The sequence below is a fragment of the Streptomyces sp. NPDC028305 genome (genome assembly GCF_055569495.1).
In genome coordinates this window covers 685254-709073 of sequence record NZ_JBVHTN010000004.1, presented here as the reverse complement: position 1 = coordinate 709073, position 23820 = coordinate 685254, and the positions used below count along the sequence as shown (strand labels likewise).

Sequence of the window (23820 nt, the reverse complement as noted above, 5' to 3'; positions counted from 1 at the left end):
GAACGACCAGACTTGACGTCTCTGTCCCACAGGGACGGCGAACACCGGAAGGACTCCGTTGAACAGCAGTAAGCACACGCAACTGGCGAACCATGCGTGGTCGGTCGCGGACCTCCTGCGCGGCGACTACAAGCAGTCCGACTACGGCAAGGTGATCCTGCCGTTCACCGTGCTGCGGCGCCTGGAGTGTGTCCTCGCTCCGACCAAGGACAAGGTCCTGGAGGTCGCCGACCGCTACGAGAATCAGGACATCAACCCTGACCGCTTCCTGCGCAAGGCGTCCGGCCACAGCTTCTACAACACCAGCACCTACACGCTGAAGGCCATCGCGGGCGACGCCTCACACGCGGCGAAGTACCTCAACGAGTACTACGGCGCCTTCTCCCCCAACGCCCGGGAAGTCCTGGAGCGATACGAGTTCGCCCAGCAGATCAAGCGGCTGGAGGCGGCGGACCTGCTGTACCAGGTGGTCGGACGGTTCGCCGACCTCGACCTGCGGCCGGTGAAGAGGGACGCCGACGGCAATGTCGTACTCGACGAGGACGGCAAGCCGGTCGAGATCGTCTCCAACCACCAGATGGGCTATGTCTTCGAGGAGCTGATCCGGCGCTTCGCCGAGCAGTCCAACGAGACGGCCGGTGAGCACTTCACGCCGCGGGAAGTCATCCGGCTGATGGTCAACCTGCTCGTCGCACCGGACAGCGACGCGCTGGCCCTGCCGGGCACCGTCCGCACGGTCATGGACCCGGCCTGCGGTACCGGCGGCATGCTCAGCGCGGCCGAGGAGCACATCACCGCTTACAACCGGGATGCCACGGTCAAGGTCTTCGGCCAGGAACTCAACCCCGAGTCCTGGGCCATCTGCCGGTCGGACATGATGATCAAGGGTCAGGACCCAGAGAACATCAAGTACGGCAACTCGTTCAGCGACGACGGCCACACCGGCGCCACCTTCGACTACCTGCTGGCCAACCCGCCGTTCGGCGTGGAGTGGAAGAAGGTCAAGGACGCGGTCGAGGAGGAGCACGAACGCCTCGGTGAGAGCGGGCGATTCGGGGCCGGCCTGCCGCGCATCAACGACGGCTCGCTGCTCTTCCTCCAGCACATGATCTCGAAGATGAAGCCGGTGGACGCGTCGGGGTCAGGCGGCAGCCGGATCGCGATCGTCTTCAACGGCTCCCCGCTATTCACGGGGGCAGCTGAGTCGGGCGAGTCCAAGATCCGGCAGTGGATCCTGGAGAACGACTGGCTGGAGGGCATCGTCGCCCTGCCCGACCAGCTCTTCTACAACACCGGCATCTCCACGTACTTCTGGGTGCTCAGCAACCGCAAGGCCAGAGACAGGCGCGGCAAAGTCGTCCTGCTGGACGCGCGTGACTACTGGCGCAAGATGCGGAAGTCCCTCGGCGACAAGCGCAAGGAACTGGGCGAGCAGCACATCTCCGAGATCACGCGGCTGTACACGGAGGCGCTGGCGGTCCTCAACGCGGCGGAGAAGGGCGGCGGCCACGACCTGGCCGACCGGGCCGGGAAGATCAAGGTCTTCCGCAACGAGGACTTCGGGTATCGCCGGATCACCGTCGAGCGGCCGTTGAAGCTGCGGTTCGAGGTGACGGAGGAGACGCTGGCGGCGATCACCGCGTCGAAGCCGATCACACGGGCCACGGACGTCGAGGAGTTCGTGGCGGCGCTGCGCCCGCTGGTCGGGAAGTCCTGGACGACGAAGTCCGACGCGTGGATCGACCTGAAGGACGCGGTCGTCGCGGCTGGCCTGTTGTGGCCGACGGGTGCGCCGTTCGGTAAGGCGCTGCGGGAAGCAGTCGGCGTCCGCGACCCGGAGGGCGAGGTCCAGCTCGTCAAGGGCGAGCCGGAACCGGACCCGGAGCTGCGCGACTACGAGAACGTCCCGCTTGCGGAGGACGTGGAGGAATACCTGCGCCGCGAGGTCCTGCCGCATGTCCCGGATGCGTGGATCGACCACAGCAAGACGAAGATCGGGTACGAGATTCCATTCACGCGGCATTTCTACGTGTACAAGCCGCCGCGGCCGTTGGCAGAGATCGACGGGGAGCTGAAGGCGCTTGAGGCCGAGATTCAGGCGCTGCTTGGGGAGGTGACAGAGTGACTGTCGACCTCCAGTCGCTACCTGCTGGATGGAGCAGGACTCGGGTGGACCGGGTTGCTACGGTCAACGCGCGAATTGGCTGGAAGGCTCTCACTGCAGCCGAGTATCAGCCAGAAGGATACGCGTTTCTGTCAACTCCCAATATCAAGGGGCGCGAGATTGACTTCTTCAACGTAAATTACATTTCTGAATTCCGCTACGAAGAGTCCCCGGAACTGAAGTTGAGGCCAGGGGACGTACTGCTCGCTAAAGACGGCAACACTCTTGGAATCGTCAATATAATCCGGGATCTCCCTCGTCCGGCGACCGTGAACGGCTCGATTGCCGTCATCCGATCGACCGGGATTGAGCCGTCCTACCTTCGGTATGTCCTAGCGAGCCGGACGACACAGGAAACCATCAATATGCTCAAGGGCGGCATGGGGGTTCCGCATCTTTTCCAGTGGGACATCAATCGCTTGCCTGTCCCGCTGCCACCATTGGAGGAGCAGCGCCGCATCGCCGACTTCCTGGACGCCGGGACCTCCCGCATCGACCGCCTAGTAGCCCTGCGACGCAGACAGTCCGAGTTGGTTCTTGAGCGCTCAGATGTAGTTCTCACCGAGCTCTTCTCCGGTTCCAATAGGCACCGCGAGTACCGATTCAGGCACCTAATGAGATCAAACCCTTGCTACGGGGTGCTGGTGCCAAAATTCTCAAGCAATGGCATTCCGCTCATCCGCGTCAGCGACCTCGGGCGACTTGACCAAGACCTCGACAGGTTGCCAAGGATCGAGGAGGAACAAGCCCATGAGTATCGGCGCACTCGCATCTCGCCTGGCGACCTACTCATCACCGTGGTAGGTGCCACCATCGGGAGGTGTGATGTAGCTCCTAACGGCGTCGATGGGTTCAACGTAAGTCGCGCTGTCGCTCGAGTTCAACTCGTCCCGGAGCTGGAACCAGAGTTGATTGCTTCTTGGGTTCGAAGCAGAGGCTTCCGGCAGCAGGCTGAGGTTGCTACAAGTGGTTCTGCAGCTCAGCCTGCCTTGAACATGTCCGATCTCGCACACTTCACCGTCTGGCTCCCTGACGGCCTAGCGAAACGGCAGAATCTCGCCCGATGTGTGGGAGCGCACCAGCAACACACGGACACGTTGCTGTCGGCCTTGAACCGACAGTTGAGCCTCCTCGCCGAACGGCGCCAAGCCCTGATCACCGCCGCCGTCACCGGCCAGATCGACGTGTCCACCGCCAGCGGGCGAGGGATCGAGGAATGATCGCGCCATGAGTCCCGCCGCGCCCCACCGCCCGATGCCGTTCATCACCCGTGTCCGAGTCGACAACTACAAATCCATCGCTCATTGCAACGTGACTCTCGGCCGGTTCACCGTGCTGCTCGGGCTGAACGCCGCAGGCAAGTCGAACTTCCTCGATGCCCTGCGCTTCGTCCGCGACGCGCTGGTGAACGGCCCGACCGAGGCCGTGGCGACGCGTGGCGGGTGGGAGGAGGTTCTGCGCCGGGTCCCGGAGCCGGCGACCTCCTGCACGATCGGGCTGGAATTTCACCTGCCGGAGATCACCCCCAACGCGAAGCCGTGGGTGGGGCGGTACGAGATCACCCTCGCGCCGCAGACCATCCCCGAGACGGGGCGAGATACGGGGCATGGTGTCCGTATCCAGCGGGAGTTGTGCGAGATGCGCCGCCTGGGCGTCAAGGGTCGGGCGAATGCCGAGCGCTTCCTGATGCGCGACCGCAGCGGGAAGGGGCGTCGCCAGAAGCGACTGCAACTTTCACACCTGAGTGAGGGCGAGCCGTTCGGTGACCTTTTCGCGGCCCTCACGGAAATGTTCTTCTACAGCCCTGATCCGGCCAATCTCCGCAAGGCCAGCCCGAACACGCCGACCGCCGGAGCCCTGGGCGAGGACGGCGGCGACCTCGGCCCGGCCCTGGCCGCTCTCGGCGAACAGGAGCGCGAGCGCATCTCGCAGTACCTGGGGGTGATCGTGCCCGGTGTCGTGGAGGTCGGTCCCACGGACCCCTCCGCCGATTACATCGCGGCGCGGATCAACTTCGCCACCGACGGCGAGACGGAACCCCACGTTTTCCGGGCCGAGTCCATGTCGGAAGGGACCATCCGGGCCATCGGCCTGCTGACCGCGCTTTTCCAGCCCGATGCCCGTGAAGGCTGGATTCCGCTCATCGCCGTCGAGGAGCCCGAGCTGGCGCCGCACCCGCTCGCGGCCGGGGCCCTCTACGACGCGCTCGCGGAAGCGAGCGAGCACGTACAGGTCCTTGCCACCACGCAGAGCGCGGAGCTGTTCGACCGCAAGGAGGCCGACCTGTCGGCCATCCGCGTGGTCGCCGCCGAGCGCGGGGTCACGGTGATCGGCGAAGTGGACCCGGTGAGTCGGTCGATCGTGGCCGACGGCCTGGCGACCACGGCCGAACTGCTGCGATCCGACCAACTGCGCCCGGTTGTCGAACCCCCAGCCCAGCCGGACGAGCAGCCGGAGGGTGAGGAGTGAACCCCCCGAGGGTCACGATCGCCTCCGTCGTGGAGGGTGAGGGCGAGATGAGCGCACTGCCCGTCCTCCTGCGGAGGCTGATGGGCGAGGCGCAGATCTGGGACGCGGACATCAAGCGACCCCTCCGGCGTGACCGCGGCCAGCTCGCCCGGCCGGGCGGGCTGGAAGCCGCCGTGGAGGCCCAGGCTCGACGCGTACCCGCCGACAACCTGGGTGGCATCCTGGTCATGATCGACGCCGCCGACGACTGCCCGGCCAGCGTCGGGCCTTCGCTGCTGGCCCGGGCCGAGGCCGCCCGCCCGGATCGCCGGACGGCCGTCGTGCTGGCGAACCGGGAGTTCGAGGCGTGGTTCCTCGCCTCAGCGCCCTCGCTCAGCGGCCGGGCGGGTCTGGCCGAGCACTTGGAGGTTCCGGCCAACAGCGAGACGTTACGCGACTGCAAGGGCCGGCTGACCCACCACCGGCGCGACGGGGTGCGGTACCGCCCGCGGGTGGACCAGGCAGCACTGACTGACGTCATCGATCTCGACCTGGCCCGCGCCAACTCATCCTCGTTCAACAAGTTCTGCCGCGACATCACCTATCTGGTCACTGGAAAGCGGGGAGAATAGCCGCTCATGCCCGTCCACGACGAAGCCGCATTCGGGAACGCCATAGTCGCCGCCATGCTGGAGCGTGGTTGGAGTGAAGGAAACCGACAGGACTACCGCCCTCACCTCGGCCTGGACACCGCCCAGCTCTTCGAGTTCATCGGCAAGACCCAAGCCGACGAATGGGCCGAACTGATCGCCGTCTACGGCGGAGATCCCAACACCGCCCAGGCCGGGTTCGCCAAGCGCGTGGACCAGGCGATCACGGACGACGGTGTGATGGATGTGCTCCGCAAAGGCGTGAAGGACCACGGCGTGCTGATGAGGCTCGCGCACTTCAAACCGTCGCTCGTCGCGTCGGACGCGGTGCTGGACGACTACTGGGGGAACCGGCTGACCTTCGTCAAGGAGCTGGAGTACGCCGCCAAGCAGGCGGACAAGGGCAAACGCCTCGACCTCACCCTCTTCCTCAACGGGATCCCGCTGGCGACCGCCGAGTTGAAGAACGCCCTCACGCGGCAGGGGGTGGAGGCCGCCAAGGACCAGTACCGCACGGACCGCGACCCCACCGAGCTGATCTTCACGCGGCGTGTGATCGCGAACTTCGCCATCGACACGGACCTGGTGTTCGTCGCGCCGGAGTTGCGGGGCAAGCCGACGCGGTTCCTGCCGTTCAACACCGGGTCGGAGGGCCCGGGGAAGCCCGGCGGCGCGGGGAATCCGGCGCCCACCGTCCCCGGGACGTACGCGACCTCGTACCTGTGGGAGCAGATCTGGGAGCGGGACACCTGGCTCGACCTGATCGAGCGGTTCGTGCACCTCAGCAAGGAGAAGGGCGCGGACGGGCGGACGCGCAAGAAGCTGATCTTCCCGCGCTACCACCAGTGGGACATCGTCAAGAAGCTCGCCGGCCACGCGGCCCGCCACGGCGCGGGTCACAACTACCTGGGCATGGCCTCCGCCGGCTCGGGCAAGTCGAACACCATCGGATGGCTGGCCCACCGCCTGTCGTCGCTGCACACTCCCACCGACCCCGCCGAGATCGACCCCGCCGCCTTGGCCGCCGGGCTCAAGCCGGGCGCCCCCGTCTTCGACAAGGTCGTGATCATCACCGACCGCCGCAATCTCGACGCCCAGCTCCGCGAGACCGTCGGCAGTTTCGAGAAGACCGCCGGTCTGGTCGTGAAGATCGACGAGAAGCACGGCGCGAAGTCCGACCAGCTCGCCAAGGCGCTGTCCCGCGAGACCGGGAAGATCATCACGGTCACGCTGCACACCTTCCCGGCCCTCATCGACTACCTGCGCCGCAACCCCACCGAGATCCAGGGCCACAACTTCGCGATCATCGTGGACGAGGCGCACTCCTCGCAGTCCGGCGGCGCGGCAACGGACGTCCGCGCGGCGCTGCGTGAGATGGGCCTGGACTCGGACTCCGACGAGGTCGGGGCCACCGAACAGGCAGCAGCGGCGGCCACCTCCACCGATGCCAAGCTCCGCCGGAAGGCCATCCAACGCAGCATGGCAGAGAACCTCTCCTACTTCGCGTTCACGGCCACGCCCAAGGCCAAGACGCTCGAACTCTTCGGCACCCTGGAGAGCGTCCACGGCAAGCCGACGTACGTCCCCTTCCACACGTACTCGATGCGCCAGGCCATCGAGGAAGGCTTCATCCTCGACCCTCTGCGCACCTACGTCACGTACAACACGTACTGGAAGCTGGTGAACAAGAACCCGGACGAGCGCGAGGTGGATCCGTCCAAGGCGAATCCACTGCTCGCCCGGTACGCGCTCACGCACGACTCCACCGTGACGCAGCAGGCACAGGTGATCGTCGAGCACTTCCGCACGCACACCGCCGGCCGACTCGGCGGGCGGGCCAAGGCCATGGTGGTGACGGCCTCCCGGCACAGCGCCGTGCAGATGGCCCGTGCAGTCAGGAAGTACATCGACGACCGCGCGTACGCCGACCCCGGCGTCCTGGTCGCGTTCTCCGGGAGCCTGACGTACGACGGCGAGGAGACGACCGAGCCGAAGGAGAACGGCGGCCTGGCCGAGTCCGCGCTACCGAAGGCGTTCGCGTACACACGCAAGGACGACAAAACCGTGCGTACCGGCGGGAAAGCGACGCAGCGCGAGTACCGCATCCTGGTCGTCGCCGAGAAGTACCAGACCGGCTTCGACCAGCCGCTCCTCACCACGATGTACGTGAACAAGAAGCTCGCGGGCATCAGCGCCGTCCAGACCCTCTCCCGCCTGAACCGCACCGCCGACCGCAAGTCGCAGGCGGACCTGGCCGTACTGGACTTCGTCAACGACGCCGAGGACATCAAGGAGTCCTTCCGCCCGTACTTCGAGGAGGCGACCACCCTCCCCTCCGACCCCAACCTCCTCTACACCGCGCAAAGCAAGGTCATGCAGCCCGACATCCTCGTCGAGGAGGAGATGCGGGAGTTCGCGGATGCCTATCTGGCGGCCGAGGAGAAGGCGGCGGGCTCCGTGGCCCGCTGGGAGAAGCTGCACGCGGAGCTGTACCGGAATCTGAGCCCCGCCGTCGAGCGGTTCACCGAGCTGCTGGACCGCAAGGACGAGGCGGGCGACCCGGACGAGGACGCCCAGGAAGCAGCCGAGCAGTTCCGCGCGGGCCTCAACGACTACGTCCGGAAGTACGGCTTCCTCTCGCAGATCGTGCCCTACCGCGACGCCGACCTCGAATGCCTCTACCTCTACGGCCGCCACCTGCTCAACCGCTTGCCGCGACGCGGAGACGGCGGCGTGGACATAGGGGACATCGACCTCAGTCACCTGCGCATCCAGAAGACCGGCGAGCACAACCTCGCGCTGACCGCCGAGGGAGCCGCGGAGCTGCGCGGCTTCGGCGAGGGTGCGGGCGGTGCCAAGGAGCAGGAGAAGTCGCTGCTGTCGGAGCTGATCGAGAAGTTCAACGACAAGTTCGGCACCGATTTCACGGAACAGGACGTGCTCACGCCGTTCGACGAGGCAAAGGCGGACCCGAAGGTCCGCGCTGCCGCCGTCAACGACGAGGAGAACTTCGGGCTCGTCTTCGACGAGGTCTTCGAGGACAAGATGGCCGAGCACATCGACACCATCGCCAACATGGGACGCCAGTACTTCAGCCACGACGACAGCTTCAAGCAGTCTCTCAACCAGAGTGCGCGCCGGGCGGCCTGGCGGATGATCCGCCGGGAGGAGAACATCGACGACGAGGCGGCCTGACCCGTACGCCCGGCCTTCCGGTCCCTCCCGGCGGACGGCTCCGCCCCGTCAACCGAACTGGCGGAAAGGGAGGCCCGCGATCACGGACGTTCCGCGCGTGGGGCGAGGCCGGACGGTCCAGGCGGTGGCGAGGCTGTCGACGAGGACCAGACCCCGACCGCTCTCGGAGTCCGTCTCCGGGCGGACCAGTTCGGGCTTGCCGGTGCCCGGGTCGGAGACGGCAAGCCAGTAGTGTCCGTCGGCGGGCCACAGGACGAGTTCGATGAAGTCCTCGTCCTCCCGGCAGGCGCCGTGACGGACGGCGTTGGTGACCAGCTCGGAGGTCAGCAGGCCGAGGTCGTCGCCGAGGTGGGGCGAAGGCCGTACGGCAGCGACTCGGCGACGGCGTGCCGGGCCCGCCGTACGGAGGTGGGGTGGGCGGGGAAGCGCCAGTGGGCAGGTACGAGGGGGATTTCAGGCATGGCGGACTCCATGGCTGTATGAGGGGTTTTGGGGTCGCCGGTGGCCTGCCGCCCTGGTCGCGGGCACCCCGCCCCAAGGCAGGCAGGCATGCTCGCGCGGTGCGCTTCCGGCATTGCGGTGTGTAGCGTGCGCGATACTGACAGTAGAGCATCGGGGGCTACATGTGCTACCTAGTCTTGAAGACCCGTTGGAACGAACTTCGCTCAGCGGCAGACTGAGCCGCACATGACGAGAGGGAACGCATGCCGCCCAGGAGCAACCCAACCGCACGCCAACAGCGGCTGGGCGCGGAACTTCGCAAACTGCGGGAAGGGGCAGGACTGTCCACCGAACAGGCCGCCGCGCTACTGGACACGAAGCGGACGGTGATCACCAGCACGGAAGCGGGACGCCACGGTGTCAGCCCGGAGCGCGTCCGGCGCATTGCCTTCCGGTATGAGTGCACGGACCAAGCTCTGGTGGATGCGCTGGTCGCCATGTGCGGCGACCGTACGAGCGGCTGGTGGGAGGAGTACCGCGATATCCTGCCCGCGACATTCTTGGACATTGCCGAGTTGGAGTGGCACGCCCAGGGCTTGCGTGTGAGCACGATGACGCACATGCCGGGACAGTTCCAGACCGAGGCGTACGCGCGCGCTCTTTTCCAGGCTGCCATCCCGCCACTGCTTGCGGAAGAATTCGAAGCCAGAGTGGCGCACCGTGTGAAAAGACACCAGGCCATCGACCGGCCGGGGGCGTCGGCCTACGAGCTGATCATCCATGAAGCCGCGCTACGGATCGAAGTCGGCGGATGCCGGGGGCTACGGGACCAGCTCGGCCACCTCATGGCAGCGGCAGACCGCGACAACGTCACGATCCAGGCCATCCCGTTCTCGGCTGGCGTGTTCCCCGGTTCGGGTCAGGCGACCCTTTACGCCCTCGGCCAGGTACCCCCGTTGGACACCGTGCAACTGGATCGCACCATGGCGGGAGAGTTCCTTCATTCCGCAGCTGACTTGTGTAAGTACCGGCTGCAACTCGACGAGATGCAGAGAATCGCTCTTTCACCCAGCGCGACTCTTGACCTCATGCACACCATTTCGCGAAGCCTTTAGGAGAGTTGATTATGCCGGACATCAACTGGGAAGCCCCCTTCTGTCAGGATGCGAGCAACTGCTTCCGCCTCGGCACCGACGCCGACGGCAACGGCTACATAGCCGTCAACGGCCAGGAGGACCGCTACCTCACCGACTCCCTCGAAGCCCTGCGCACCCTCATCACCGACATCAAGGCCGGCAAGGCCGACCACCTGCTGTAGGACACGCCACGCGCCCCGGCACCAGTCGGTACCGTGTACGGCAATCGGCTGACGAGGCATCGGGATGGCGGGGGCGCGACGCGTGGCGCAGGCATGGAGAATCGGCGAGCAGGGCCGCTATGAGCTGATCGAGGAGATCGAGTCCGGCGGCATGGGCACGGTCTGGCGCGGCTACGACGCCGTTCTCGACCGGGAGATCGCGGTCAAGCTCATCCGGCCCGACGCCGTCGCGTCACCCGCGCAGGCGCAGGAGTTCACCCGCCGCTTCGAACGCGAGGCGCGCGTCACCGCACGGATCGGCCACCATGGCGTGCCGCAGGTGTTCGACGCGGTGTTGGACGAGGCGTCGTACGACCGGCTGTACCTGGTGATGGAGTACGTGCGCGGAATCTCCCTGCGCAGGGTGCTCACGGACACCGAGGACGGCGCGGCGGCACGGCTCCCGGTGAGCTGGGCCGCGTCGATCGCCGCTCAGATCTGCACGGTCCTGTCATACGCCCACGCCATCCCAGTCGTGCACCGCGACCTGAAGCCGGACAACGTCCTGATCGCCGGGGACGGGACGGTCAAGGTGCTGGATTTCGGCATCGCGAAGCTGCTGCGCACGGACATCACCCGACTCACGGCCACCGGCAACCGGATCGGTACCAGCCGCTACATGCCGCCCGAGCAGATCGACGGCGCGCAGATCACGCCGCTGAGCGACCTCTACGCGCTCGGCTGCGTGCTGCACGAACTCCTCGCCGGTGAGCCGGTCTTCAGCGGCGACAACGACTACCAGCTCATGCACCAACACATGGACGTGCCGCCGACGCCGCTGCGCGCCCTGCGGCCCGAGGTGCCGGAGGACCTGGAGGCACTGACCCTCGACCTGCTGGCCAAGGCGCCCGAGCAGCGTCCGGCCGACGCGTACGCGGTGTACGAGCGCCTGTCTCCGCACCTGCCGCAGCCGGGTTCAGCGGCTGACCCCGTGGTCTTCACCGACGGCGGCTCCCCTTCCGAGGTGCCCGACCCGACGGTGATCTACCGGCAGCCGAACGCACCGCTGCGGCGGACCACGACGCCTGCGCCCTCACCCGAGCCGACGGTTCCGGGCCCGGTCCCGGCGCGCGTCGACACCACCCTGCGGGACGCGATCCAGGACGCCTACGCCCGGTCCGCGGACCTCGCCGAGAGCGGGCGGTTCGCCCAGGCCGCGGACGTCCTCAAGACGGCGATCGCCACAGCGGCCACCGCCCTCGGCGCGCACAATCCCCGGGTGCTCGGCCTGCGGCGGCAGCGCGCTGCGGTCCTCATGGCCGGCGAGGACTTCCGGCGCGCCTTACCAGAGTTCGACGCACTGGCCGCCGTCTACACCCGTACGGCGGGACCATCCAGCGACAAGGCGCTGGAGTGCCGCCGACACGCCGCCCACTGCCGGGCCAACCTCGGCCAGGCCACCGCCGCCCTGCGGGAGTTCCAAAAAGTTCTGGAGGTCGTGTCCGACACGGACACAGACGCCTCCGAGACCGCTCTCGACCTGCGCCGCAGCATCGGCGTCCTCCTCTTCTCCGAGGGCCGCCGCACCGAGGCCGAGGCCGTCCTCGACGCCCTCCACGAGGACATGTGCGTCGTCCTCGGCGAGGACCACGAGGAGACCCGCGAAATCGCCGACCTCCTCGCCCGGCTACGCCACTCGGAGGGGCCAGGCCCCTACTGACGTTCCGCCGGTACCGTCATTCCTCGTCCTCGCCCTCTTCGTCCTCTTCGCTGTGGATGCGCTGTGCCAAATCCCATAGGCTGCGGCCGTCCGCAAGGAACCAGCGAGCTGTCCCCTGGTTGGCCACCGGCCGATCGTCCCATTCGGCATCCGCCCACATCTTCGACACCAGCCCAGACGGCGAGTACAGCTGCTCGTCGTACGCCCACAGGATCGGCTTGGTCCGGTGATTGACCCAGGTCGCCTGGCGTCGCCTTTCGTCTTCGACAAGCCACTCTTCCATGGCGTCACGCTCGGGCACGTTCAGAGCCTCGTACCGGAGGGGGGCTCCCTCCTTGATGACACGGCGGTCGACCAGGAGCGGCACCGTGTTCGGACGACGCGGCTTGCGCTCCTTCACGGGAGGTACGGGAACGGCGACACCATCGACCAGGTCGCCGAGGACCTGCTTCGCCAGCTCTCGGCATGTCTCCGCGGTCTGGAAGGATGCCTTGATCTGGGGACGCGGCCCGTAACGAGTGACGATCTGGTGCGTCAGCCGACGCACCAGATCCGGTACGAGGGCCGGGATTCTCTCCAGGACCTCGCTCTCCCAGTCGAAGTCGGGGTCCTCGATGCTCGTGGCCCCGAGATGCTGGAAGAGCATGTGGGTGACGAGAAAGCCACCGTGCTCCGCGGTCGCCGCCTCGCGGCTGTTCTGCCCGCTGCCCAGTTCGTAGACCGCGCTCCGTGCTGCCCGCAACGTGAGCACGGAACGCCACACCTTCTGGGGAGAGGGTTCGCGTTTGAACAGCAAAGTGTGGCTGCCCTTGGGACCCTGCTCCCAAAGGTTCTCCGTGGAACTGGCGGCCCGGGCGGCTTGTTCGGCATCCGGGTGCAGGCAGGCAAGGGCGAGGGCCAGTTCGTCCAGTGAACAGCCGGTCTCAGGCGCGGCGACCGGCTCGCCCCGCTTGATCACGTACTGCTTGCGCAGTTCGGCGCGCAGGTTGGCCTTGATCGCCTGGTGCACGGGTTCCAGCGCGATGTGGTCGCGCTGCTCGATGGCGTTCTGCCGGTTCGCCGCCTGCGAGACCTGGACGCTGAATTCCCGGTCCTCATGCGTGTTGATGACCTTGATGCTCAGAGTGGCGTTGGCCGCGGCCTCGCCGTCGTCGTGCATGGCCCTGGCGACAGCCCGTACCGTCTGAGCGCCGTTGACGATGCTCGCCCCCGTCACGGTGAGAGTGGTCGGCCTGCTCTGCGGTGCCTTGGCGCTGTCGTGCCTGGCCGTGAGCGAGTCGCAGATCATGGTGATGCCGTTGTTCAGATGCCAGAACTTGGTGGGATCGGAAGTGAGGGTCTGGCCGATCTCGGCATTCGTGACGGTGGTCCCGAGCGGGGCTCGGAGATTCTGCTCGAACAGGCCGGTACCGTGCGTCTCGTACCACTCGGCGACGCTCTCGGCGGAGACTGTGCCCTGATAGGCCTCGAGCGGTCCCTTCTGCTGGTACCAGTCGTCAAGGCGTACGTCGAGGCGGATCGGCTCCGGCCGGAGATCCGCGTGGATCTGGTCATGGAAGTCTGCGGCGTACAGCACCTCGACGCTCAAGCGGGCGCCGTGCTTGTTGAACTCGTCGAGAGCGTTGTCGAGAACCTCGCGTGCGGGCGGAGAGGGCTCCACGGTGCCCATCAGCGCGATGACCAGGGTGGCTCTCTCGTTGACGATGAACGGCCTGGCCTCCAGGGCGAGGGCACCGGCACGCTGGTTGAACTGGTCGTACAGCTCGTTCTCGATCCGGTTCAGGCCGTCCACCATCGCCTTGGCGGCGTCCACGTCGAAGGTCGCCGTGCCCTTGTCGCTCCACTTCGCCTGGACGAGCAGAGCCTGCCCGCTCTCAGGCAGGGGGGCAATGGCGTCCATTCCCTGGTCCGCGATACCGTCCGTGACGAACCGGGCCGCCTCGGCCACACTGCATTTGGCCACGCGTCGTACCGCGAGAGCTGCCAGAGCGCGGGAGAGGAAGCGCTGTTCGTAGTTGCCCCCTCGGAAGTGGGCGATGTCACTGTCCTCTATCACCCCGTCGAATGTTTCGTGCAGTTGCTCGCGGACCTGCGTTACCTGGCGAGGCGTGTCCGCCCCCGAGGTGGCCATGAATGGTTGCCTTCCCACTGGTGGTGTTATGCGACGCCCTGAGCCCGCGTCCCGATCCCTGAGCCGTTGCCACGCGGCCGACTGCTGAAATCGACGACCATCAACGCGACACCGACCGTTTCGACAGTGGCCTCCACCCAGTCCAAGGCCACTTCGAAGGGCACATCGCGCGCACCGAACCAGCCGTCGCGCACCAAGCGGGCGAAGTCGGTCGGCACCAGGTGGCGGGTGAGCATGTCCGTAGAGAGACCTGGGAGACCGTGCGCCGCGGTGGCCGAGACCGCTGCCGCGATCTGGCCGTATGGGTAGATCGCGCCGGGGCTCGTCCGGTCCAGAGCAGCAGTGAAGGGCACCTGCTCGTGAATGCGGAGAAAGAGAGGGTCGTCAAGCAAGCCGTAATCGTCGGCGCTGCGTCGGGCGGGTCTTGGCAGGCAGTGAACACGGCCGTGGAAATCGTCCAGACTGTGCCGGGCGTCGGACGACAAGAGCCCGTTCGGGGCAGGACTCAGGTAGCGCAGTATGACGAGCGTCCGGGTGGCGACGTGGTAGTAGTAGGCGTCGAGGGAGCCCTCCCCGCCGTCGACCACCCGCCGATCGGTTATAGACGTGGCCTCGAAGTCATAGCTTTGGCGGCCTTTGCCACTCACGAACGCCTGGACGACGGTCTCACCGACACCGCGGAACCTGTCCGCTGCCCGCCCACGGATGTCGTCGAGCATCGGCTGAACCGCGGTCCCGGTGAGCCCGCTGAGGAAGCTTTCTCGGGCGGCTGTCACGTCCCAGCCGCGTACCGGCGCGAAGTCGTTCGGGGTCAACCCGGCTATCTTGGCGAAGAGCAGCAAAGCGTCACGTTCATCGCGCCAGCGGAGCTCCCGTTCGCTCCAGCCTTCGGCGTCGTCGAGCAGAGGCATCAGCCTCTGGACTTCGGCCTCGACATCGCGGGAGATCCGCCGGAGATTGGCGAACACGGCGTCTGCGCCGACCGTGACAGGACCGCTTTCCGGTAACGACCTGGCGAGTGCGCCGTCCCGCCCACCGCCGGCGCACCAGAGCCCCGAGACAGGCACCAGGTCTCGAATCCTTCGTGTACGGGTGACGACGACCTTCCGGTCCCGGTCGGTCTCCCGAGCAGGACGCACGATGCCCAGCCCCCAGATCCGCTCCGGTTGCTCCCGGTCACCTTCGTCACCCTGCTGGTCGGCCGGAGCAAGCAGGATCGCAAGGTGTGACTTGACCTCGGGCCAGTCACGGCAGGGTTGGGAGTAGGACCTTCCCTTGGTGTAGTCGTCATCGAGCAGACGAAGGAAGCCATGGTCAGGGCGCAGAATCGCCAACCGTGGCGATCGCGCCGAAGACGGGAAATCCATCCGCCTTGGTTGTGCGAATGCCATCCACTCCCCCAAATCGCCTGCCGCCACACCGAGCCAGGCCCACAGGGATCGTAGCGCGCCAGCTCCAACTTCTGGCTCACGCGTCCTCGGTTCTCGCCGCCTCGGCCAGCTCCGTTACGTCTTCGCCAAGTTTCTCAAGGACCAAACCGACGGACTCACCGATTGTCTGGCGCCCGGTCAACGCTGCGCGCAGGTCGCTGTCCCCCGCGTCAAACGGCCAACCATGGAATCGACGTGTCCCGCATGGCCGTCGAGCCGATCACCGAGGCCTTCGGCCACCACTCCGCAGTCCCTCCTCGCCAACGCCGGCCTGCACGGGACAAGTACGCCATCGACGCCATGCCCGGCTCCGCCGCCCTCGCCGCACGTCCCCTCGATCACGGTGCTCAACCCGGTCCTGACCACCTCACCCACTTGCTCAGCGAAGGCGCCCTGGGAGACAGCTGACGACGAACGTCATGTGCTGGATGTTTCCCACTCGGTTCCACACGGAGTGGTTGCCGGTGGTGACGGATCCCTGGGCGCAATCGCGCAGCCAACCCTCCCCCGCTCCGGCCGACGGGCCGCGGAAGTCCGTGAGGCGGGTGAGGCGCCGAGCGGCGTCGCGGTTGGCCGCGTCGCGGTCCTCGCCGCGCTGCAGCACCTTGGCCAGGAAATAAGAACGGGCGGTGGTGTAGCGGAGGATGCCCCACTTCGGTCCGCCGTTTCCCGAGACCGGGGTCTGTGCCGCATATCTGGCCGGGAGGATGCCGTAGTCGCCGTAGTGCAGCAGGGGGAGATAGGAGCGCCCGCTGTCGTGGATCTCGTGCCACATGTCCCAGTCCGATCGGGGGGCCTCGCACCACCCGCTCTCCAGGAAGCCGTCAGGCAGCTCCGGGAAGCCGCCTGACGCTACAATTACCGCCCGCCAGGGGGCGAGTGGGACCAGAGCGTCGAGAGCGCACAGAGCTTCTTTGGCCGCGTCCTGGCGAGAGGGCTGTACAGAGCCCAGATCGAGGAACAGGTCGACTGGGTCGACGGGACAGGCACGATCGAGAAGCTCACACAGTCGTCCGACGTCTCGGTCGTGCCACCCACCCGGAACCCGTACACGTATACCCAGACCACCGCCATGCCGCCGAGCCACCGCGAGGGCCAGGGATTGCTGGGGGACGGGCCGGCCGGGGCCGGTCACCGGGCGCAGGTTTCGCTGAGCCCACCACTCGGGCGGCAGGGTTTCGGCCAGTACGGCGGCCTCGCTCTCGTCGGCGAACGGCGCGTCCAGCCATGCCGGCTGGTGGCGGTGCACGGTGGCGATCCGGCCCGCCTCCTTGCGAAGTTCCGCGGCCAGTAGGTCCGGCAGCATGCCGGGGCGGGGCGGCAGGGTCCACAGCGGGGCAACCCTGGCCTGAACATCGGGCCGCAGCCCGCGGTAGGCGGCCACGGCATGCGGTCGGGTCGGCAGCACAGAAACATATAGCGGTTCGGACATGGCGGCTCCCCCTCGGCGCAGACCGTGTCGTCTCCCCGCCTTCAGGGTGAATTGGGTTCCTGGAACGGGAAAGGGCGCCAATCAGCCACGACGGCGTGTTATGCGTCAGGAGCGAAGGGCCGAGGAGCCACGGCTCGCGCTTCTCTGCTGATGTACGTAGTGCCCTCACAGTGGTGGGGACCGGCCGCCCGGAGCTACGGGCTTGGGGGCTTCCCGCCGTGGCCTGCAGAGTCGTGAGAGGGGCAGTCCAGCGTGTGGGGCAGGCCAGGCGCCGCATCGTTGTGCGGACTCTCCCGGCCTGGCCGCGTGCATCCACGCCGAGGGCAGCGAGCACTGCTGCCCGAGGTCGGCATCGGGTTGCCTTCAGGTAGCGCTGGTCGCTCCGTAGTCCGGGTCGTAAAGCCGTAGCATGCCTACGAAGCGGTCGAGCAGGTCGAGTTGTTCGGGCTTGAGCGAGGGCGCGTTGAAGTGCATGACCGTGTTGCGGACGTCTTTCACACGGCTGAGCAGCCCGATGAAGTGCTCCCTGTCAACACCGGGCCAACCGAGCTTGTGCCAGCGTCCCTCGTTGTCCAGGAGCCGGATGTACTCGCCGAACATCATCTCGTCGACGGATTTCTTCTTCTTGTGCACTTTCTGAATATCGGACTCGTCGTAGGCCCGGCCCAGACAACGCCGCAATCGCCGCTCAATCTCCCCCAGGGTGAAGAACGGTCGAGCAACCGTGCCGAACTCGCCTGCGAGATCAGCAGAGGTGACGATGCCGCTCACCCGCCCGTCCGCAGCTCGGACCAGGACGAACTCATGGGCGCGAATGAGGGGCAGCACCGGCAGCAGGTGAGCGGACGCATTGACGATCTCGCACTCGCTGGTGATCGCACTGGCGAGACCCGGCTCGCGCCCGGTCGCGTGCATGTGGGCGATCGATTCCCAGGTGACGACCCCGTGCAGAGTACCCGCGAGGTCAAGCACAGGGAGTTGCGAGTATCCGTGCTCCGCCATCATGCCCATCGCGAGAGGGAGAGGATCGTCAGGCGCGATCGGTGTGACCCTGTGAGCGCATGGCAGGTCGTGGACCCTCATCGCCGTCTGCGGGAACATGCCGATGGAGTCCTCGGCGTCCTCAGCACCCTGGGCTGAATCCTGTTCGGAGTCCTCGGTCCTGACACGCTTATCGCGCTCACTGGTGGCCGCGATAACCTCAACCTGGTCGTCCAGTGCCCCGGCCGCAAAGTGCGGCACGGTGATCAGCCCCGCGTTCTTCAGGTCGATTTCGATCTGTGGGACGGATGCATGGTCGCGGATCCGGAAACCCCATAAAGACAGAAGGTCCCGGATCGATACAGTAGTGCCTTCCAGTTCCTTGAATGTCGCGTCATCCGGTGTAGCCATCGCTCGCCCCCTCACGGACCGCGGCTTTGCCCATCGCCCGATCCACGAGTCCCAGAAGCCTGGCCGTCCTGTCCTGGTAGAAGGCTTCGAAGTCGTCCGCACGCAGGGTCTTGGGGTCGATCAGATGGGTGCTGACGATGTCATCGAACCAGTCGCCCGGACTGCTTGTATGCCGTTCGAAGGAGAGCAGGTAGGCCGAAGGGACGCTGGTCCCCATAGTCTGCTGCGCCCGGTAGGACAGCGGGGTCTTGTTCACGATGCTGTTCATCGCCGGGCTGTCCACGCCGTTGTGCTCGAACCAGGTCTTCGGGAAGACCTGACGGATGTCCACGTACTGCCCGATGACGGTCTGCTCGCTGATCGGTTCTTCGTGGAAGAACCAGTCGATTGCTCCCTCCTTGATGAGGAGAGCGTAGATTCCCTTGTACGCCGCGCTGTTGCGAGAGGTGAGCCGGTGCAGGCGCTGTTCCTGGAAGGTTGCCTCCGTGATGGTGTCTGGCTCCGGACCGCCGTCCCGGATCCAGCCGACCACCTGCTCGACATCCCGGACGAACCGGGTGTCGGTGACCCCTCCGTAGAGCTCTCCGAGTACACCGCACCAGTACCAGCGCGCGATCCTTTCATGGACGCCCGGGTCATTTACCACCTTCCCGAGAATGACGCCAATGGCTGCGAGGGGCACCACCTGAGACCCGTAAGGCAGGTCGCGTTCACGGAACACGTGCTGCGTAGCCAGGAATCGGCCGACCCAGGACAGCGCTTCTGCGGTTCTCGGAGCGATCTGCGTGTAGTCGGAGAGCGGAAGGTGCAGCAGATCACGGCGTTTACAGCTCACCGCCGGCGCGTTTGTCGCTCCGGGATGCTCCGTCAGGAAGTTCTGTTTGCGCCGGTAGGTTCGCACCAGTGCGATAGCTTGGAGAAAGTCCAGACTGGTGAGCCCCGTCTCCTGCCCACTGTCCTTGTCCAGGGTCCCGAAAACCGGGTACTCAGAGCACAATCCGCCCTTGATCGCGCGCCAGTCATCGATGAGGCTGAAATCCTCGCCTCCGTTGCGCTCAGCAAACTGTGCGTCACCCGCATAGGTCGCGGTGAGCAGCTCAAATACATTGAGGACAACGCCACCGGTATTCACACGCTCAAAGACAGAGCACACCGCTTCCTTACGGGTTTCCTTTGGCAGGCGGATCAACGGAACCTTGAATCCCTTGACCGTGTCGATAACCCGCGCCTGGAACGCCGACCACAGGTCCCAACGATCGTCGCCGCCGTTGACATAAGCCCGTTGCCACTTCCCGGTCCGATCCGGATCAAAGAGTAGATTCAGCGGAAACAGGCCGCTCTCGCACTCATTCACCCGCGTTGTGAGGTTCCAGGATGTTCCACGGCCGAAGGTGCCTCGCACGACTCGGTCCTCCGGAACAGAAAGGATCGCCTCATCCCGGTCCGCCGCCTCGTCCACTGCCTTGGCAATGTCGATGTAGTACCAGCGCCTGAGCGGCTTGTTGCGCGCACCAGTCGTCTCCACCGGGCGATCCGATTTCAGCGCCTGGAATAACGACGTCAGCCGCTGCTGTCCGTCGAGCAGCAGCTGTTCCGGGACAACGTGTGGGCCCACCTCGGTGCCATGGAGCGGCCGGGCCTTGAACTGAGCCTCGCCGCCGGTCTCCAGTGTCATGGCGACACCCAGCGGATAGTCGAGCGTCACCGTCGCCAACAGGGCACAAATCCGATCGTCATCCCATTTCCACTGCCGCTGGAAGTCGGGGAGCTGGATCCTCCCCGCCGCGACATCGTCCAGCATCTTGCCCAGGCTCGGCCCGTCCAACGCCACCCCACACCCCCAGTAACAAGGACGCTCTTCTGCGTCACGAGCCAGACATGCTACTGGCAGGCATGCCAACGCGCGTAGCCTTCGACATGCGCTGAACGGCGCCCACTAAAATGCACGACCGACCTCGCCGTGGACGGGCAGGCAGCGGCTCACGCGGTAAGCCCAAGCAAGTGGGATGCGTCGAGCCGTACAAGAGCGCCCATCCCGCCGTCGTTCAGCTGTACCCGGCCGGGAGCGTGGCCAGCACCCGCAGCTCGCGGTGCTGCGAAGACACCGCGATGGGTCTTCGGCTGATCAGCACCACCGGGCACCATCCGGAACGACTCAGCCCCTGCTTCAGCTTGTTTCTGCCACCTGGCGTTCGATTCCCTCACGCGCCGCCACTGCGCGAGGATCGTCGAAGTCGGCGAGTAGTCTCAGCGCCTGTGTCCAGTGTCGACGGGCTTCCTCCGGGCCTTCGCCGAGTACGACCGAGCCGAGACCATCGAGAGCCAGGGCCTGGTGCCACTCATCACCGAGCTCGCGGTGCGTCGAGGCGGCCTGGCGGTAGAAGTCGGCCGCCTCTGCATGACGTCCGAGCCGGCAGTACACCTCGCCCACGCCCTGCCAGGCCAGTGCCTCTCGGCTGCGGTCCGCGAGGCGTCGGTGCAGCGTGGCGGATCGCTGATAGGAGATTAGGGCCTCGGCGAACTGGCCCTTCGCTCGCTGGGCATCGCCGAGAGTCAGCAGCCAGAAGCCCTCCAGGCGCAGGTTGCGGAGGCCAAGGGCGATATCGAGGGCGGCCTGGGCAAAGACCAGGGCTTCCTCGGCATCGCCCTGCTCACGCCGGACGTCGCTCAGCACGCGCAGGATGTTGCCCTCACCGCGCTTGTTGCTGAGAGCTCGGTGTGCTGCCAGGGCCTGGTCGATGACGGTTGCTGCCTCTGGAAGCCGTCCGGCACGGTAGTGGGCGGTCGCCAGGTTGGACAGCGCGGTAGCGGCCCAGTGGGCGGCGTCCTGCTCCTGGAATACGGCGATGGCCTGCTCGAAGTGGCGGGCAGCGGCGTCGAGTCGTCTGCCGCGGAGGTGGTTGAGGCCGATCAGGTTGAGCGAGCGGGCTTCGCTCAGGCGGTCACCCAGCTCTCGCCGGATCAGCAGCGCTTTCTCGTGGTATTCGAGACTCTCAGCCAGGCAGTTGATGCGGGTGTGGGCCATCCCGAGCCAGGTGAGGAGTATGCCTTGCGCGGCGCGATCACCCAGCCGTTCCGCTGCCTCCAGCCCGATGCGGCCCACAGCCGGCCAGCTCGTGCCCGAGGCGGAAGGAAACTGCGCATTCCATAAGACTGCCGACAACTGCCACGCCAGTCGGTCTTGCCCGGCGTCAGCCGCTCTGCGTACGGCCTGGAGGAGGTTGGCGTGCTCCCGCTCGGCCCAGTCCACGGCAGCGTCGTAGTCGGAGAACATCAGCGGGCTGACATCATCCGGGGCAGGCGGGAGGGTCAGGCGGTCCTCGGCAGGGTTGATCCAGCTCTGCGCGGCATCGGCGGTGTGCAGGTACCACTCCAGCACCCGGCACAGGGCTGCCTCGCGCTCGGCGGGCGGCTCCTCGTGCTGAGCCTGGTCGATGGCATAGGCGCGCAAAAGGTCATGGAACTGGTAGCGGTCCGGGGCCGTCTGTTCCAGCAGATGGGCACCGACCAGGGAGTCCAGCAGCTGCCGGGTCCGGCTGCTGCTGGTCGACCCGGCCAGGGCCGCGGCGGCCTGCAGTCCGAACTCGGGTCCGGGGTGCAGGCCGAGCAGGCGGAACAGGCGGGCGGCCTGCTCGGACAGGGCGCGGTAGGACCACGCGAAGACGGTGCGGACTGCTTCGGCCTCCTCGTCGTCGCCCGTGCTCAGGGCGTCCCAGAGGGCCGATTCGTCGCGCAAGTCGGCAATGAGGTCGGCCAGTCGCAGGTGGGGGTGGCTGGCCGCGCGTTCCGCGGCTATACGCAGTGCAAGGGGAAGCCGTGCACAAAGCCGGGCCAGTTCGGCGAGTTGCTGCTCGTCGTCCACCGGCCGGTACCCAGCGGTGACGGCCCGCAGCAAGGCGACCGCTTCCGGCTCCGGCAGCACACCGAGCGTGAGCCGGCGGGCCCCGTCCCGGACGGCGAGGCCGGACAGGCGGCTGCGGCTGGTGACCAGCACCAGGCTGTGCGCGCTCCCGGGCAGCAACGGCCTGACCTGGCCCACACTGGCCGCATTGTCCAGGACGACCAGCACCCGACGGTCGGCCAGCAACGAACGGTACAACGCGGCAGCGGCATCGAGGTCCTGCGGTACGGCATCGGCCGGGACACCGAGAGAGGTCAGAAAGCGGTGCAGAGCCTCACGTGCCGCGACTGGCTCCCCGGGGTCGTAGCCACGCAGATTGGCGTACAGCTGGCCATCCGGGAAACGCTCCCGGACCTGGTGTGCCCAGCGCAGTGCCAGCGATGTCTTTCCAGCGCCGGCGGTACCGGCTATCACGTATACCGAGACGACGAGCGGACCGCCGCCCTCGCTGGTGAGAACGGCGTTCAGCTCGCCGAGCTCATCGGTACGGTTGACGAATCCGCGTACGTCAGCCGGTAACTGGCGTGGGGTGGGGCTGGCGGAACTTCCCGGGTCCGGCTTGTCCTGCGCGTGGAAGTGGATGCCGCCGTGGACATTCCTCGCCTGGACGACGTCACGTGAGGATCCCGACAGCTCGGAATGGGTGCTGCCGGACTGCTCGCCCCCTCCGCCTGGCGCTGCGATCGGCCTACTCCCTTCCTGCGCTCAGCGTCGGCGGATCAAAGTGCGCCACCTCACGGTCGAAGTAGGAGATCACATCTTCGCCTACCGCGTAGAGCGCCTTGATGTAGTTCTCCCAGCGCGTCACAAGATCACGGTCGGTGTAGCGGATCGCACCGTTCGCGACTCCTGTCTCGGTGTACAGGACCTGGAAGAGGGTGTGACCGCCGAGCACGACCAATTCCGGGAGTGGGTGAGTGCTCTCCGAAGCGGCCACCCGTTCGGCGGGGATGACCCTGATCCTCTGCCCGTACTGCGCACGCTGCCGCTGGGAGTGGAGTTCCCACTGCACATACGGTGTCAGCGGCTTCTCGACCACCCGCACGCGATGAAAGGCATAGCCCCTGCGCGCCTCTTCCTGAGCGGCCGCGGCAAGGGTGTCACGCCGGTCGGCGAGAAGTCGCAGCGCCTCGTCCCAGTCGCCCCGGCGCAGGGCGTCACGGCTCGGACTGCCCTGCTCCTCGAAGTGTTGCCGGCGCTCCAGCTTCCAGGAACTCCCGTCACGGATGGCGTTCTCCCGTTCCCGGAAGTCCTGCTTGTAGGCGGTCCGGGTGAGCCGTTCACCTTGCTCGGGGGTGAGGGCAGGGGCAAGGAGATCAAGCATCGGGGATGTCCTTCTTCGCCGCGCTGAGCATGTTCCCTGGGATGACGACCAGCCGCTCATCCGGAGCGAGGTTCACGCCATGAGGCAGACGGGTGCGGTAGTCGGCCGTCAGATCCCTGCCGATCACAGCAACATCGCCATTATCGAGCTGCCAGATGTCCGGGCACTCGTCATTGCCATCGGAGTTCCCCAGCTCTTCGGCTGATCTCCCCAGCCGACGCTCGAATAACGCGGACGGGTCAGCCTCCCAGGCACGGGCCATGTCTGCCTCCGGTCGAGGTGGTGGAGCACCCTT

17 protein-coding genes are annotated in these 23820 nt (G+C 66.5%); 8 read left to right on the top strand and 9 right to left on the bottom strand.

Annotated elements, in window-relative coordinates; translation table 11 throughout:
• The first annotated feature begins 58 nt into the window (after positions 1–58).
• The 5 genes from ACZ4WQ_RS19515 to ACZ4WQ_RS19495 are packed head-to-tail and all read left to right on the top strand — an operon-like array spanning position 59 to position 8457.
• Complete coding sequence (locus ACZ4WQ_RS19515; RefSeq protein ID WP_398371467.1) at positions 59–2125, top strand: type I restriction-modification system subunit M; 2067 nt, start codon at positions 59–61, stop codon at positions 2123–2125.
• Positions 2122–3384, top strand: a complete 1263-nt coding sequence (locus ACZ4WQ_RS19510; protein ID WP_398371465.1) for a restriction endonuclease subunit S — start codon at positions 2122–2124, stop codon at positions 3382–3384. The genes ACZ4WQ_RS19515 and ACZ4WQ_RS19510 overlap by 4 nt, the downstream gene beginning before the upstream one ends.
• Positions 3385–3418: 34 nt before the next feature.
• Complete coding sequence (locus tag ACZ4WQ_RS19505) at positions 3419–4633, top strand: AAA family ATPase (RefSeq protein ID WP_468022311.1); 1215 nt, start codon at positions 3419–3421, stop codon at positions 4631–4633.
• Positions 4630–5244 (top strand): DUF4276 family protein, encoded by a 615-nt coding sequence (locus ACZ4WQ_RS19500; protein WP_398371461.1) that lies wholly within the window; start codon positions 4630–4632, stop codon positions 5242–5244. Before ACZ4WQ_RS19505 ends, ACZ4WQ_RS19500 begins: the two co-directional genes overlap by 4 nt.
• Before the next feature lie 54 nt (positions 5245–5298).
• Complete coding sequence (locus tag ACZ4WQ_RS19495; protein ID WP_398371459.1) at positions 5299–8457, top strand: type I restriction endonuclease subunit R; 3159 nt, start codon at positions 5299–5301, stop codon at positions 8455–8457.
• Between the two features lie 48 nt (positions 8458–8505).
• Here ACZ4WQ_RS19495 and ACZ4WQ_RS19490 read toward each other — a convergent pair whose 3' ends face one another.
• Positions 8506–8889 (bottom strand): ATP-binding protein, encoded by a 384-nt coding sequence (locus ACZ4WQ_RS19490; protein ID WP_468022338.1) that lies wholly within the window; start codon positions 8887–8889, stop codon positions 8506–8508.
• 272 nt (positions 8890–9161) lie between these two features.
• On the opposite strand from ACZ4WQ_RS19490, the gene ACZ4WQ_RS19485 reads away from it, so the two are divergent.
• From ACZ4WQ_RS19485 to ACZ4WQ_RS19475, 3 genes are all read left to right on the top strand, one after another.
• Complete coding sequence (locus ACZ4WQ_RS19485; RefSeq protein ID WP_398371455.1) at positions 9162–10013, top strand: helix-turn-helix domain-containing protein; 852 nt, start codon at positions 9162–9164, stop codon at positions 10011–10013.
• An 11-nt stretch (positions 10014–10024) separates the two neighbouring features.
• Positions 10025–10216 (top strand): hypothetical protein, encoded by a 192-nt coding sequence (locus ACZ4WQ_RS19480; protein ID WP_398371453.1) that lies wholly within the window; start codon positions 10025–10027, stop codon positions 10214–10216.
• Between the two features lie 82 nt (positions 10217–10298).
• A complete protein-coding gene (locus ACZ4WQ_RS19475; protein ID WP_398371451.1) occupies positions 10299–11915 on the top strand; it encodes a serine/threonine-protein kinase in 1617 nt (538 codons plus the stop codon).
• 16 nt (positions 11916–11931) lie between these two features.
• Here the strand turns inward: ACZ4WQ_RS19475 and ACZ4WQ_RS19470 are convergent, their stop codons facing one another.
• From ACZ4WQ_RS19470 to ACZ4WQ_RS19435, 8 genes are all read right to left on the bottom strand, one after another.
• Entirely contained in the window at positions 11932–14046 is a 2115-nt protein-coding gene (locus tag ACZ4WQ_RS19470) for an AIPR family protein (protein ID WP_398371449.1), read from the bottom strand.
• Positions 14047–14072: 26 nt separating this feature from the next.
• Positions 14073–15437, bottom strand: coding sequence for a hypothetical protein (locus ACZ4WQ_RS19465; protein ID WP_398371447.1), 1365 nt, complete (start codon positions 15435–15437; stop codon positions 14073–14075).
• A 418-nt stretch (positions 15438–15855) separates the two neighbouring features.
• Complete coding sequence (locus tag ACZ4WQ_RS19460) at positions 15856–16908, bottom strand: beta family protein (protein ID WP_398371445.1); 1053 nt, start codon at positions 16906–16908, stop codon at positions 15856–15858.
• Positions 16909–17271: 363 nt separating this feature from the next.
• A complete protein-coding gene (locus ACZ4WQ_RS19455) occupies positions 17272–18300 on the bottom strand; it encodes an HPP family protein (RefSeq protein WP_398371443.1) in 1029 nt (342 codons plus the stop codon).
• Positions 18284–20101, bottom strand: a complete 1818-nt coding sequence (locus ACZ4WQ_RS19450; protein ID WP_398371441.1) for a GmrSD restriction endonuclease domain-containing protein — start codon at positions 20099–20101, stop codon at positions 18284–18286. Before ACZ4WQ_RS19450 ends, ACZ4WQ_RS19455 begins: the two co-directional genes overlap by 17 nt.
• 366 nt (positions 20102–20467) lie before the next feature.
• Entirely contained in the window at positions 20468–22387 is a 1920-nt protein-coding gene (locus ACZ4WQ_RS19445; protein ID WP_398371840.1) for an ATP-binding protein, read from the bottom strand.
• 502 nt (positions 22388–22889) lie between these two features.
• Positions 22890–23525: a DUF6879 family protein gene (locus tag ACZ4WQ_RS19440; RefSeq protein ID WP_398371439.1), complete on the bottom strand. Its 636-nt coding sequence runs from the start codon at positions 23523–23525 to the stop codon at positions 22890–22892.
• On the bottom strand, positions 23518–23787 hold the full coding sequence (locus ACZ4WQ_RS19435) for a hypothetical protein (RefSeq protein ID WP_147966487.1): 270 nt from the start codon (positions 23785–23787) through the stop codon (positions 23518–23520). Before ACZ4WQ_RS19435 ends, ACZ4WQ_RS19440 begins: the two co-directional genes overlap by 8 nt.
• Between the last annotated feature and the right edge of the window lie 33 nt (positions 23788–23820).